We start from the raw sequence: 14,514 nt of genomic DNA on the forward strand, positions 1-14,514 counted from the left end.
CGGGGCGACCACACCCAGTCCTTCGGGTCGTTGTAGCAGCCGCCCTTCTTCATCGCGCGGCGGTTCCAGACCTGGTAGCCCGTGTACTTGGGATTGCGAAGGATCTCTCGCACGGCGGATCCGCTCCAGCGGCCCAGGGCCGCGTCCGGCCGGGCCGGCTCCGGAGGCGGGTATGCGGCGAGGTCCAGATTCAGACGGTCGGCGATGGCGTCGTAGCCGAGCTTGTCCAGCCCGCGGAGCTGGAAGATGTGGGTGACCGCCGAGGCCCGCAGCGGGTCGGGAATGAGCCGGTGCTTGGTACGACCCTCGGCTCGGCGAGCCGGGACGGGATGGGGCACCTTCTCCGCCAGGTAGCCATAGGGAGGCTTGCCCACATTCCAGCCCTGGGAGACGTGCTCGATGAAGCCGTCCCAGGACAGCTCGAGCATCTGCAGTACGTACCACTCGGAGACGGCCTGCTTGACGCGCCGGGTGAGGGTCGGTGTGGCGCGCTTGGCTCTGGGGCCAGTAACGATCGGTTCGTCGGCGGCGCAGAGGGCGACTCCGGCCTGCTCCAGCTCGTACTCGATCTTCGTGCCGAAGTAGGTGCGACGGGCGACACGTTCGATCGACTCGCAGATGACGGCGGCGAAGCGGCGGTCCGGACACTGGGCCTCTTGGAGGAGATCGGCAACGCTGCCGTCTCGCGGGACAGGGATCTTGAAGTTCTGGTGGGCAAGGGAGTTGCCCCGCTCGTGCAGTTCCTTGCGACCGGACTCGACGTCGTAGAAGTGGGCGACGATGACCCAGCCGGGCGGTAGGGCAGCTCTGGCATTGCGCAGTTGCCGGGGCAGCGACAGCGTCGGGTCCTGGGCATCCTCCGTAGAGGTCCGGCCGAGCCAGGCCACCGGGACGGTCACCGGGAGCGCCGCGGCGTCCGGGATGCCGTCGGTGGCCCAGGGGCGGCCAGGTACGGGAGGCGCCCAGGACGACCGGGGCGCAGGTGGGGTGGCGGGCATGTGGCGTCCCTCTCCCATTGGTTATGTGCGGGGTGGCTCAGGGCGGCCGGCTTCGGCCTGTCCGGTTTCCGGTGGGGCACTGTGGCGGCCGTACAGCCACTCCAACACCTCGCAGATCGCGGCACCTTGGCGCTGGGCCAGAGCTTGAGCGTCCTCCCCGTCGACAGTGACGTACTCCACGACCGCCCGCGGTCTCTGGGCTGTGCAGGGCTTTCCCGGGGTGACGCTGACGGTCGCCGTCCATGGACGCTCCGCCTCGGCCGTGTCGTCAAGACCGCCGTCCGGCGTGTCGATTTGAGGGTGCGAGGGGTGGTTCACGGTTGCTCCGGCTACTGCGGGCCCAGCCCGGTTCCGATGCTGACGTCACCTAATAGAGATCCCGTGCGGCGCAATTGCCACCATCTCAACGGCTGTTCGAATGAAAGAGAGCCACATCCACCCTTCTTGATACTTTGGACAGAGCGCCGATCACGAGCAACTCTTCGCAGGCAGAAGGGGAAGCGAGCCACTGGCGAGCCACCTTCCAGCCCCTCGGCTTCACTGGATCGCGATCAAAATCTTCCTTGTTCGATTCCCGGGAAGTGCTGGAGAGAAACAGCGCGGCCCCGGCCGGATTGAAGTTGAGTCCCCGTTGAACCTGCCGCTCCGGCAGAGGCTCGGAATTCTGAGACGACCTCGAGGCCCGGCCGCTGCACCGAACCGGGCCGACCGATCGAGTGCGCTACTCCACCAGGCTGAGATCGGCCACCGATCGGACTCGACCTCGATCGGAGCCCTGCTACCGACATGGCGCACACCCCACCCCGGCAGATCGCCGCTAATAGGCCCACGGGGGCACCACAACCCCCGAACAGCGGCCCGGTGGCACCCGGCATATGGGGGGTGCCGGGCGCCGGGCGCCGCCCGCAGCAATGTGCCTGTGCAGCGGACACCCTCTCTCGCCACTGACGCCAATCCGCCGTGCTTTGAATCTGCTACAGCCTGCATCCAGGCGCCTACGCGCCAAGCCAGAGATCTGTGGTCCGGAGCTGATCTTCTACCGATCGGCACGATCTCTCGTTGCCGCCGATCTGGCTCATGCCGTGCGTCAGACCGCTTCGCTTCACCGGTCCGGCGGGACAGGCCGAGTCGACAGTCGCCGAGTCCACCCAGTCCGCTAACCAAAGACGCTGGACTGTCAGCAGGTACCTGTAAACGCCGGAACAGCACGGTCTCAATTTTCCGCGCCCCGGGGAAACTGCGGCGGCGCCTCAGCGCAAGCTACGGCGAATGATCTTCAGATTCGAAGTTCGAAGGCGGGCGCCGTTCACCAGTAGATCGGGATGCATTGCTGCACCGATATACAGTCGCCCTCGCGCGGCAGTGGCTCGCGGTGCACCTGAGCTGCATCCTGGCACCTACGTGGGGTGTCGCATCCAAGGACGTACACAGAAACGACGGGGGATACGACCCCCGAAACGACAGGGCAACCGCCATTCGAACCAAAGCGCTGCGATAGGTATCTCAGGACCGGCTTTCGCTAATTTCATGCAAGGGCCTGAGGACTCTCAGCCGCTGCAGTTCCCGAATATGTTCCGCGGCCCTTCTCGGAGCGGTACCGCCTGTGACAAGCACGCCGGCTTCAAGGTTTTTGTTGACCCCGGACTCGGTGAGGTTAGCGCTGCCCACCAGCAGAGTGCGGCGGTCGGCGACGGCCAGTTTGGCGTGCTGGCGGGCACGTTGGTGCTCGCGTGCCGAGGGTGTCCAGTGCCACAGTCTCAGGCCCCGTACCGAGGTGAAGGCGTCGGCCGGTTCAGGCCCGGAGAGCAGTCCGCCAGCGCCTTCAAGGGTCTCCACGACGATGTGGACATCCACGCCCCGCGTCACGGCATCTCGCAGGGCACTCAGGAGCGGAGGGTAGGGCCGGGCGGCGTACGTCATGGCCAGCAGCTCTGAGTCGGCGCGACCGACGAGGTCTGTGAGAACCCTCGCAGTGGCACGGGCGGGCACGCCAGGGGTGGCGGGCCCGCTCCAGACGGTGCGTACTTCAGCCTCGCCGTGGCGCCGGGACCATCCGGCAACGAACCCGCGCAGGTAGGCGGCGACGTCGGGGAACGGAACACGGTCCCGTTCCGCCGCGTCGTACAGGCTCCGTATCGCATTGACCGCGGCCGGGACTTGGACTACAAGCAGCGCGTGCTCAAGTCCCCGGCCCCGGGCGAAGACCCCAGCCAGGTCCTTGGCACGGGACGGCCCGAGCAGGACGACCGCCTGCTCTGCCACCGCTTCGAAATCCCGGCGGCTCACGGCCGCAGATTCACAGGGGTGAGGACCTGGTCGGTGTCGTCGCCCAGCGGGACGAGGAAACGGCGGTCCAGGAAGCGGTTGCCGCGTTCGCAGGTGGTCTCAGAGACGAACAGGCAGACGTGGCAGGCCGCGCCATGCAGGTAGTCCGCTGGATCCTTCGGCAGCCGTTCGGCGCACAGCGGATCGGAGGAGCAGCGCGCGGCATCTTCCAGCGCCCTGCGCACGATCCGTTCGAAGTGGGGGTTCTCGGTCAGAGACACGAGGCCTCCCAGGGTGCCCTCGGAGTCGGGAACGGCGGTGTAGATGAGGATGCCGGTGCGGGTCTTCTCCTCGTCTCCGGCGTAGATGCGTTCGCCGAGGCTCGCCGAGCTGTAGCCGCATTCCAGGGCGATGGTGCGGATCACCATGTGGGAGAGGGTGTGCAGGGCTATGTAACGTTCACCGGGCCAGCCGCGCATGGGGTCGAAGGGGCCGGTAATGCGGTCCGATTTGCGGTTGCTGCGAAACCGGCCGAAGGCTTCCCGGTGGGCCGCCATCTGCGGCGACTTCTGCATCCGGTCCTCCCACTCGGCCATTAGGTCCTCGCGCACGCGCAGGAAGATGCCCTCGCCGCGTACCTCGCTGGCCGGCACCCAGTTCTGCGAGGTGCGGGAGAGGCGTACGAGGGTGGCGATCTCCTCCGATTCAGGGTCGGGGGCGTCGAGCCGAGTAAAACCAACCAGCGCGCGAGCCTCCCGCAGCCGCTGTACTTGGCGGACGTCCGCGAACAGTTCGCCGAGCGCCGCGGGGACGGTGACGCTCTCCATCGCGAAGTCGTCGGTGGGGTCGGGTACGTGCGGTGCGGCGAGGACGTCCCATTCAGGGCTGAGCAGGTCGGCCGCCACCGCCGCCGCGTCCTGGCTCTGTTGTCCGGCGGTGCCCTGTCTGCGGGCCTCGATGGCGGCGATCAGCGCGTCCGGGTCGTATTCCCTGAGATAGGTGAACTGCGGCATGGCGGACAGCGCGTCGTAGACGGGACGTGAGGTGACGTTCTTCAGTTCCACCCAGCGTTCCTCGACCAGTTCGGTGAGGTCCTGGTTCCTGCTCGGCGGCAGGGCGAGGGCACTGAGCGTCATCGGGAACCACTGGTTGGAGGCGCCCGCCACCATCAGGGTGGCCTCACGGTCGCAGCCGTCGCTCTCGAAGGCGGACAGGTGGGGGTGGCGGCCGCGGCAGGCGGGCAGTTCGGCGCGGCCCCGCTCCCCCATCGCGTCGCGGATGTTGCGGCGCTCCCCACAGGCGACGCATTCGAGGGTGACGTTGGCCGCCTGGTTGCCGCCGTGGTCCTTCATGCGCATCAGGGGCCGGGGGCTCTTCGCGCACGGATTGCCGCGGTGGACGAACATCGCGTACGGGAACTCGTCGAGGTGCCCGTTCGTGCAGACCAGGGTGAAGCGGGCGGTCACGGCTAGGGGCCTGCCGAACTTGCAGTCGCTGTGGACGAACTTCGCCTCGTGCGGGGTGCGCGGGTTGTTGTTGAGGAAGGTGAAGGCGTCGGAGTCTATGGGGGCGAGCAGGTTGCAGGCGGTGCAGCGCAGCCACTGCGGGAAGGGGGTGACGGGCACGCCGACGCCCTGCGCGGCCCAGTCCTTGGGGGCGCCGTCCGCTCCCTCCATCCAGGGGGCGGAGCGCAGTTCGCTGATCTGTGCGCGGCCGTAGAGCTGGAGGGCCCGGTTGACGGCGGTGCGCAGCCGGGGTTCCTCGATGAGGTAGTCGTCGGGGAGGAGCCCGGTGTGGCTCCAGGATTCGAGGCCCTTGACCAGGACGGAGAAGTTGGGCAGGTCGACGAGCGCGCCCACGCCAGCCGTGTACATGAGGTGGCTGGGGCGTGCGGCGCCCACGCGCCGGTAGTAGTTGCCGCTCATCGTCGTCCCTTTCCTGCCGCCGGTGCGGCGTCCCCGTACTCGTCGGCGTCGACCGGAGCGCCGCCGTCGCCTCCGTCCACGCCGGTGTCCTCGCCTCCCCGGGCACCGAAGTGCCAGGCGGGCCCGCCGTTGGTGGGCTGGTCCACGAAGTTGCCGCCGCCGGGCAGCAGCAGGTTGAGTTCGTTCTCGGTCTCCCGCATGGACATGGGTACCGTGAGTTCGTCCCAGCGGGAGCCGTCGGCGCGGTGGAGGAGTCCGGTGACCAGGGTGTCCTTCTTCTTCTCCTTGCGGTAGCCCAGGATGCCGCCGGCCTCACGGCGTTCCTCCCAGCGGTCCTTGAGGGCGTCGATGCGTTCGGTGAGGTAGTCCTGCGCGCGCTGCCCGCCGACGCGGTCCGCCCGCTCCAGCAGCCGCTGTTCGACCTGCCGGGCGAGGTCGCCGTAAAGATCGACGTGCTGGGCGTCGGTGTTGCGGGAGTTGTCGTACGCGGCCTGGCGCAGCGCCGCGATGTACGTCGGTGCGGTGCCGCGGTCGAGTGCGCGGCGGGTGAACGGTGTGACCGACAGGGCCTCGACCTGGCGGTAGAAGGTCGCGTGGTAGTGCGCGAAGTCCTCGAAGTGTGCCAGGTCGCGCGGCCGGGACCAGTTGTAGAGGGTGACGACCAGGCCGGGGCGGCGTGCGTCACGGCCGACGCGGGAGGACGCCTGGATGTACTCGGCGGTGTTCTTGGGCTGGCCGACGACGAGCATCAGGCCGAAGCGGGAGACGTCGACGCCGACCTGGAGCATGGACGTGGCCAGGACCACGTCCACCGCGCGCTCCTGCACGGGCGTCATGCGGGCCCGCGGTTCTCGCTTGTCCCGCCGGGCCGCCACGTATTCGGCGGCGAAGGCCTTGCGGCGCTCCGTGGTGTCCCGTTCGGGGTCGAAGGGCACCTCCAGTCGTTTGAGGGTGGCGCTGATGTCCGCGGAGGAGATACGGGAGGTGAGTTCCTGGATGGTGAGCATCCCGGACTTGGTGGGGATACGGTCCGCGATCGTGTCGTGCCCCTTGCGGCCTCCGTTGGCGCGGACGCGGGTGGCGATGTCGTCGTCGAGGTAGCGGCGCATGCCGGCGAGTTCACGGGTGGCGTTGAAGTAACCGACGAGCGTCATGTACGGGTCGGCCGCGGCCCCGTAGGTGTCGAACTGCTCCTGTCCGGCAAGCAGCAGGATCTCGGCGACCCGGATCTCGGCTGCCTTGAGCCGGGTGCCGTGGGCGCACACCCCGAGGTAGCGGCGGCCGGGGTTATCCCGGGCGAGTTCCACCTGCCGGGAGAAGAACGTGTCGCCCACGTCCAGGACCTGCGGCGGGAAGACGGCGACCTGCCGGGCGAAGACGCCGCGCACCTGTTCGGCGGCGCGCTTGGTGGTGGCCGTGGACGCGACGATCTTCGGGCCGACGTCGTGACGTACGCCGCCCGCGTCGGTGTACGTCCAGCTGCACAGCTGGTCGACGGCGGCCTCAAAGAGTCCGACGGTGGTGCCGAGCGCACCGGAGATCAGGTGCAGCTCGTCCTGGATGATCAGGTCCGGGGGACGCAGCCGGGTGACGGGCTGGGCCGTCACCCCCTCCAGCGCCCCCTTGCGGGTGTGGCGGCTTCGGCAGCCGGTGCGCTCGTCGAGGTCGTCGTGGCGGTAGCCGTGGCGCGGGCACCATTCGGTGACGCGGCCGAAGAGTAGCCCGGCGTAGCCGTTCCACGGCAGCTGGGCGAACTTGTCGACGGTGGCGATGACCATGGCGGGGGCGAGGCGGTAGATCTCCTCATCGACGGTGAGCACGGGGATGCCCTCGCCGGGTGAGCCGAGCCGGGAGAAGGGGCAGCGGTCCTCACCCTCGCCCCGCGGGCAGTACAGCAGCACACGGCGCCGGTCGGCGTCGTAGTCCATGTTGGAGTGGGCGGTCAGGCCCTGCCCGCACCAGGGGCAGCTGAGCACCTGGATGACCCGTGCGTGCTTGTCGCTGGCGCTCTCACGGGCTCCCGCGATCTGCTCCTGCGCCTCGCCGAACCAGTTCGGGGACACCGAGGTTCCGACCCACAGTCCGATACGGAACGGGGTGCCGCCCCAGCGCCGGTCGCGCGCGTACTCCTCACGGCGCAGCACCTCGCAGGCGCTGACCAGGGCGGCGGCCCGCTGGAACTGCTGGGCCGTCAGTAGTCGCAGGGTGTAGCGCATGAGGACGGCGACGCCCGCGCTGCCGTCCCGGGCCTCTGCACCGCTGCCCACGATGCCCTGGAGCCTGCGCAGGGCGAAGGTGTACGCGGCCAGGCCCAGGTAGGCCTCGGTCTTGCCGCCGCCGGTGGGAAAGAACAACAGGTCTACGAGGGCCTCGCGCCCGGTACCGCGGTGCGGGTGACCGGGCGCGCTCAGCAAGGCCAGGTTGAGCAGGACGAAGGCGAGCTGGAAGGGCCGCCAGCCTGCCGCCTCCTTGCCCTGCACGTGCACCTCCTGGTGGGCCGACCGGTAGGAGGCGGGATCGTCTTCGTGCCCGGCACGCCGGGCGGCGATGGCGGTGTTACGCCGCTGGAGGGCCATCGCCCGGTTGGCGAACCGGAACGCTTCGAGCGCGTCGTCGTCGGTGGACAGGACGTCGATACCGAAGGCGATGCGATGGCACACGTCCTCGGCCTGGTCGATGGCTGCCTCGGCCGCTTGTCGCAGATCGTCGGGGAGGGTCCGTGCCTTCTCCCGCTGTGTCTGGAGCCAGTTGCTGTAGCCGTCGGCGAGTGGGGCCAGGGCGGCGCTCAGTTCCAGGCGGCGTCCGGGCACGGCGAGGGCGGCGAGTTCGTCCATGCCGAGCTCCAGCCCGGCCAGCAGCGGCTGTTCGTCGATCTTGGGGGCGGTGGTGGCGCGCACGTCGTACTCGGGCAGCCAGGTGGTGGCCAGCCGGTGAGCCCGCCGCTCGCCGTGCCGGACGTCGGCCTTGACGGCGACGTTGCGGCCGACGGCATAGCGGAGGCTGTCGCGGTAGAGGAGCCGCAGCCGCCGCTCCTCCGCTTCCTCGGAGGCGCCTACCGACCTGGGGTCCAGCGGGTCGTCGATGGGCAGGAAGACGGCCGCCCGGTCGTCGGGGAACGCAGCGACCTCAAGGCCGGTCTGGAACAGCCACTGGGTGTCCCTGCGGTCGGAGGTGCTCTCGGGAAGCCGGTTGACGAGGGCGACCTCGACGACGCGCAGGTCTTCGCCCGCCGCTCCGGCCGGGCGCTCGCGAACCTGTACGTCGAGGTGGACGCCCTGCGTCGCGTCCCCCTCCAGGACGCGGCGCTGGTCTCCGAACCGGGTGACCTGGATGTCGATGGGATGGTGCGTGACAGGCTCGCGCCCCCATACGCGCACCGGATTCGGGCTGGTGTCGATGATCCTTTCGGCCAGCGAGTACCGCCCCCAGCGTGCGGTGACGCTGATGGTGCCGATCGACGCCGGGACGACAAAGGACAACCCCATGGAGGAGGCCCAGATACGGCCGGCGGCCTGCGGGGTGAGGCGTTCGGGCAGTTCACCGCCCTCGGCGGCCTGCCCGTCGTCACTGCCGGGTTCGTCGTCGCTGCTCTGGGCTGCGATGCGGGCCATCCGGCGGGCGTCGTCGCCACCGTCCGGGCGGGGCCCGAGCATGCCCACGAGATACCGGTCGCGCGGCCCCGCCGACCGGTGCGGCAGTTCCTCCGTCTCCCCGTCCCAGGGGCCGAGGAGGTCCCGACGGATGTACTCCACCAGCCCGTCGCGTACGTCGTATGAGTCCCCGGGGCGGAAGGTCTGCGGCACCTCGTTCAGCGGATGCGGCACGCCGGGGGCGGCGGGCGGGGACGACGGCATGGGCGGGCCCTTTCTGCCAGGGGTGAGCCAATGGGGTGAGGCTATCGCGCGGGTGTGACATGGCGAGTAACTTCAGCATGATGTCTATTGACTTAGTTCACAATGAGTTTTGCGAGATTCAGCGAGCGTGGCAAGCCGCGCTCACCGCCCCACCCACGCACCCCACCGGAATCCGTACTAGAATCTGTACAGAATCATGACTCTATCTGGGTGCGGTGACAGCATGGAGATCCCCGAGGTCGTGACCGTCAGCGACGCGCGCGCGAGACTGTCGCGGATTCTGACCGACCTGTCGGAGTCAGGCGCGGATGCCGACCCGATCCTGATCGGCGCCCACCGCAAGCCGCAGGGCGTCCTCCTGTCCGTCGAGGCCTTCGAGGCGCTGAGCGGCCGGGCGGCGCGACGTGTGGCCGTCGCCTCGGCCACCGGCTCCATCGAGGCCGAGGGGCTCCGCGCCTCCGAGGCCTCCGACCGCGACACCGAGGCGTACGTAAAGGGCGACCTCGACGCGGACACCCTTGTCGCCCGCGCGATCGCCCGCCACCGACAGGCTCCGCGGCGGCGGGCAGGGTGAACGATCCGTACGCCATGCCCAACGGCATGCTGCGCAACAAGCTCGGCATCACCGACCATCAGCTGCTCCAGGCAGCAGAGGCGGACATCACCCGTGCCCGCCTCGTCATGCTCACCGAACGCCCCCTACCCGGCGCGTACGACCTCGCCCATCTCCAGGCGTTCCATGACGGGATCTTCGGTGACATCTATCCGTGGGCAGGCGAGTTACGCACCGTGAACATCGCCAAGCGCACGCCGTTCTGCCCGGCGAGAAACCTGGTGACCTACGCCGGCGAGGTCTTCGGCCGTCTCGCCTCCTCCGGTCATCTGCAGGATCTCCCCCGGCAGGAATTCGTCATCCGACTGGCCGAGCTGTACGGCGACATGAACGTCCTGCACCCGTTCCGCGAGGGCAACGGCCGGGCCCAGCGGGCGTTCCTGGCTCAGCTCAGCGCCGACGCGGGATACGACCTGAGCTGGTCGGGCATGGATCCTCAGCGCAACGAGGACGCCTCGGTGAAGAGCTTCCTCGGTGACAACAGCCTGCTCGAGCAGATGCTCGACGAGCTCGTCACCACGAAATGACGCCCCTGCACAGCAGATCCTGTTGCGTGGTCGCGTCGGGACGGCAGTCCTAGCAGGTCGGAGGGAAGCACGACTCAGAGCTTGCCAGCGAGGTTAGAGGCCGCTTCGAGGCTCACCTGCAACAGGCCTTCCGCTGTGGCCAGGGCCAGATCCCCATCGACAAAGTCGACATCGTGCACGTGAAGCCCCAGGGGGATCGTCAGCGTCTCGACCCCCGTCTCGCAGTGCCAGAACCGGAGGGCTTCGTCATGACCACCTGTGACGAGCATGGCTTCCCCGTCAGAGAGGGGGTATGCCGCCACCGCAGTCACTCCGCTGCAGTGACGGAACGGCTCACCCAGGTCGTGGCCACTCATCAGGTTTCTCAGCCCCACCGTCCCGTCCGCGCCGACCGTGGCAAGGAGCGTCTGTCCACCCAGCCCGGTGAACACCGACATCGCCCGCACCCCTCCGGCGTGAGCCGTCTCCACTTCGCCCACCCTCGTCTCAGTCAGCGGGTCCCAGAGTCGCACCACCCCGTCTTCTCCGGCTGTGGCGAGAAGCGTCTGTCCACCCAGCCCGGTGAACACCGACATCGCCCGGACCGCGCCCACATGAGCCAGCTCGCCGACCATCGCACCGGTCTGCCAGTCCCGCAGCCGCACAACCCCGTCCTCACCGCCCGCAGCGAAAAGAAGGTCCCCTTTACGGGTGGTGACTACCGCAACGGCGTGGTCGGCTCCGTCACGATCGGTCTGCAACTCTCCGGCCGGCTCCCCGTCGGCCGGATCCCACACGCGCGTCACCGAGTCCTCGCCCACGGTGGCGAGCAAGTTCTGCTCCTCCTCGCCGACGAAGGCCGTCACCGCATAGACGGCTCCCAGATCACCCTGGAGCAGCGCGTTCGCCGGTCTCCCTCCAGATGACGGCCAGATCCGCAAGGTGCCGTCGTCGCTGCCGGTGGCCAGCAGTGCACGCGTACCGGGCAACGCGACCGGCACGACAGCCCTTACCCATTCCTTGTGCCCGGTCAGACGCCCCTCGGTCTGGCGACTGTTGGCCGGATCCCACAGCCGCACGCTGTGGTCTCCGCTGCCGACCGCAAGCAGCGGCGAGGCCTCGGGTCCGGTGAAGGCACCCATGGCGAACACGGGGCTGGTGTGTCCGGTCAGTTCTGCCCTCACTTCTCCCATGGCCGGGTCCCAGACCAGTACCGACTCGTCCTCACCCCCCGACGCCAACAGCACGTGTCCATCAGGCCCGTCGAAAGCCACCAGCGAATAAACCGCGTCACCATGACCGTCAAGGGGTTCTGAGACCTCCTCGCAGATGGCTGGATCCCAAAGCCGCACCGTCCCGTCCTCGCCCCCGGTCGCCAACAGCACCTGGCCCTCGGGCGCCTCTGAGGCCTCGGTCCCGTCAAGCACCTCAAGCGCCACCACTGAGTACACCGGTCCGGTGTGGCCAATGACGAGGTCCTCCGACCCTTCCTTGCCGGTGTCTGGGTCCCGGGTCGGGACGGTCACGATCTCGCCCCCTCTAGCCAACTCCTCGCCAGTAGCGGGGTCCCAGACGCGCACTGTCCCGTCCTCACCACCCGACGCCAACAGCGCTTGTCCGTCGGGCCCGTCGAACGCCGCCACCGAATAGACCCAAGCCTTGTGACCGACCAGCGGCTCCCTGGCCTCCTCCCTCTTGGCGGGATCCCAGATCCGCACTGTCCCATCCTCACCACCCGTAGCCAGTTGCACACGCCCCTTGGCTCCCCTGAACGCCACAACCGTGTGGACAGCGCCGTCGTGACCGATCAACGGCTCCCCTGTCGCCTCCCCCTTTGCCGGATCCCAGATCCGTACCGCCCCGTCCTCGCCCCCCGTGGCCAGCTGCACCCGCCCGCCGGAGCCCTCGAAGGCTGCCACCGCCCGCACCCGGCCGGTGTGTGCCGTCAGGGGCAGATGGATCGCGTGGCGCCTGAGGTGGCCCCAGCGGACTGACCATGCCGAACAAGGGTCGTGGAACATCCCACCCCTGCGGGGCACCACGGACTCCCCTGTGCTGCGGATGCCGGCCAGCTCGCGCAGCCCTCGCCGGTCCCGGGGATCAGCCGTGCTGAGGTGTTCGCTCGCCGAGAGGAAGCCGGCCAGCTCGGGCGGCACCTCAAACCGACCGAGGGCCCTGAGCATGATGCTGGTGGTGACCGCGGCCGGATTGAGCGAGTCGAGCAGGTGCGGGCGGTCCGCGAGTATCCGCCACCCGTCGGGTCCTGCGAGGCCCGCGTGAGCAGACAGGTACTCAGCGAGATAAGGATTGAGTGGGCTGTCCGCCGCCTGTGTGTCCGGCATGTCTGCCAGGTGCTCGGTGATACGGGAATGCCGCGGGTCGTGGGAGGACAGCGAACCAGACCGGGAGAAGTGCTCGGCGAAGGTTCGGTGGGCCAGTCGGTACACGCTCTGCCCGAATTCCATGTCGAGCATGAGGTAGGGGGCCGCTGTTCCTCTCAGTTCCTCGATATCCGCATCGGTGACCTTCAGGCCGGGGCTGTCGGCGAGGGCTGTGGCGACACCGGCCCACACACCTCCGGTCAGGGGCAGGCCGTGTCCCTGGGCCAGAGCGAGCGCCTCCAACAGGGCGTGGTTGGCGGGGGCCCGCTTGGCCAGCCGGTCGACGGCACGGGCGAAGAGTCGACGGTGGTCGTCTTCGCGCAGCGGTTCGGGGTTCTCGGCAAGCCCCGGGTCGGCGATGATCTCGTGCACCGCGAGGCGGGCATAGAGGAATTGCTGGTCAAGAGCTCCAAGAGCTTTCGCCAGGTAGTCGATCTGTGAGGGTTCCACCTGAAGGTCACCCCGAATCCTCGCCAACTCCAGGCGTTGCTGGATGTAGCGGGTCATGGCCTGCGCGTCACGGTCGACGAGGAGGACCGTCCGGTTCGGTTCCCGGTCGATTCCCAGAGCGTCCATGATGTCTCGGTCTTCCGGCTCCGGCAGGTCGGGTCCTTCGAGTGTGGAGCCGCGGGTGCCGACCACGACCCGCACGCCGGGGAGGTCCGCCAGGGGGCTCAGTATCCGCTCGGCGATCGTCAGCGGCAGGTGGGCCTCGTCGAGCGCGTCCGCCAGGATCGTGAACGGGGAACCGCCCACCTCGGCATCGCATGCCGCCACGGCTTCGTCCGTCTTGCCGAAATGCTGGGTCAGCCACGTGCACTGTTCGGCGATCGCCCCCTCGGGAGGGGCAGGGAGCCCGGCTGCCGCGGCGATCCGCAGCACGACCTCCCTGGGTGTCGCACCGGTCAGATGCAGGACCAGATCGAAGGCTTCGTAGGGGCGGGGACTGCCAAGGGGAAGGGGATCGAGCTGCTGACGGCGGATGAGGATGTCGGAGAGTTCGCGCCGGGAGTGCACCAGGACATGCCCGAGCAGCGCGGACTTCCCCGATCCTGCCGCTCCGGTGACGACGAGCATGCCCTCTGTGGCACGGTCGAGCCAGGAGAGAATGTCACGACGCTCCTTCACGCGGCCCTTGAAGTACCAGTGCTGCTCACCGAGTTCGGCACCACTGGCCTTGGGCACGAAGTGACGCCGTTCGTCCTCGGTCAGGGACGCGATGACGGCATCGATCTCGGCCACCACATCCAGTGCCGCCTGAGCATGGGCCGCGAAGGCCGGCACCGTGCGCGTCAGCAAGGCGCGCCCCGTGTCCATCTTGGCTATGACGTGACAGCCGTGGAGGTTACGGTTCAGTTCGTTGGCAAGATCGCACAGGTCGATAGCAGCCTGCGCCGGGAAGGTCGCCGTCAGGACGAGGGCAAGAGCTCTGCGGAACGCACCGAGTGTGGTGCTTCCGTCCTTGGAGGTCGCCACCAGCAGGAAGTTGTGAACATCCCCGTCCCGATAGGCCTCGCTGGTCAGCAGTTCAACGAACCGCCCGGAGGCGCAGGCGTCGATGATGACGATGGCCCAGCCCGCGCCGTTCCTGCCCTGCCGGGCCTTGATGTGCCGCAGCAGAGTGGGTGGGTCTATTCCGTCGGGGATCACCAGCCAGGGGCTGTGGGCATGGGCCAGCAGCGCGGTGGGCCCTCCGTCGCTGACGCCGTGACCGACCCAGTAGAGAACGGTGTCGCCGATGTTCTGGGGAGTGGACCATTCCTTCAGGCGGGCGGTGACAGCTGCGATCCCGCGGTCCTCCGGGGAGACCGGCCAGGGTTCGGCCCGAGCACCGAACGGCTTCAGTAACGCCTCGATGCCTTTGATCTCGGGATCCGTCTCAAGCCCGGGGTGGTGGAGATAGACGCCTATATCGATCGGGAAGAACTGCAGAGGTCTTCCGTCGGTGCTGTCGGAGATGGTCATGACGCGC

6 protein-coding genes and 1 pseudogene are annotated in these 14,514 nt (G+C 68.5%); 2 read left to right on the forward strand and 5 right to left on the reverse strand.

Annotation, left to right across the window (positions count from 1 at the left end):
• Positions 1-8: 8 nt before the first annotated feature.
• The 4 genes and pseudogenes from ACZ3KP_RS07775 to drmA all read right to left on the reverse strand — a co-directional run.
• Positions 9-1,016: pseudogene (locus ACZ3KP_RS07775) on the reverse strand (recombinase family protein); the annotation flags it as partial.
• Positions 1,017-2,501: 1,485 nt separating this feature from the next.
• A complete protein-coding gene (gene drmC, locus ACZ3KP_RS07780) occupies positions 2,502-3,284 on the reverse strand; it encodes a DISARM system phospholipase D-like protein DrmC (RefSeq protein WP_467497285.1) in 783 nt (260 codons plus the stop codon).
• Positions 3,281-5,188, reverse strand: coding sequence for a DrmB family protein (gene drmB, locus ACZ3KP_RS07785; protein ID WP_467497287.1), 1,908 nt, complete (start codon positions 5,186-5,188; stop codon positions 3,281-3,283). The genes drmC and drmB overlap by 4 nt, the downstream gene beginning before the upstream one ends.
• Positions 5,185-9,042 carry a DISARM system helicase DrmA gene (drmA, locus tag ACZ3KP_RS07790; protein WP_467497289.1) on the reverse strand — a complete coding sequence of 1,286 codons (3,858 nt, stop codon included), beginning with the start codon at positions 9,040-9,042 and terminating at the stop codon, positions 5,185-5,187. The genes drmB and drmA overlap by 4 nt, the downstream gene beginning before the upstream one ends.
• A 223-nt stretch (positions 9,043-9,265) precedes the next feature.
• Between drmA and ACZ3KP_RS07795 the strand changes: the two genes are divergently transcribed.
• The gene (locus tag ACZ3KP_RS07795; RefSeq protein WP_467497291.1) at positions 9,266-9,616 is read left to right on the forward strand and encodes an antitoxin VbhA family protein; all 351 of its coding nucleotides are present in this window, start codon (positions 9,266-9,268) and stop codon (positions 9,614-9,616) included.
• Positions 9,613-10,182: a Fic/DOC family protein gene (locus ACZ3KP_RS07800; RefSeq protein WP_467497293.1), complete on the forward strand. Its 570-nt coding sequence runs from the start codon at positions 9,613-9,615 to the stop codon at positions 10,180-10,182. The genes ACZ3KP_RS07795 and ACZ3KP_RS07800 overlap by 4 nt, the downstream gene beginning before the upstream one ends.
• 74 nt (positions 10,183-10,256) lie before the next feature.
• Here ACZ3KP_RS07800 and ACZ3KP_RS07805 read toward each other — a convergent pair whose 3' ends face one another.
• Positions 10,257-14,507, reverse strand: a complete 4,251-nt coding sequence (locus ACZ3KP_RS07805; protein ID WP_467497295.1) for a hypothetical protein — start codon at positions 14,505-14,507, stop codon at positions 10,257-10,259.
• Positions 14,508-14,514 lie beyond the last annotated feature (7 nt).

Source organism: Streptomyces sp. NPDC020958 (genome assembly GCF_055562175.1).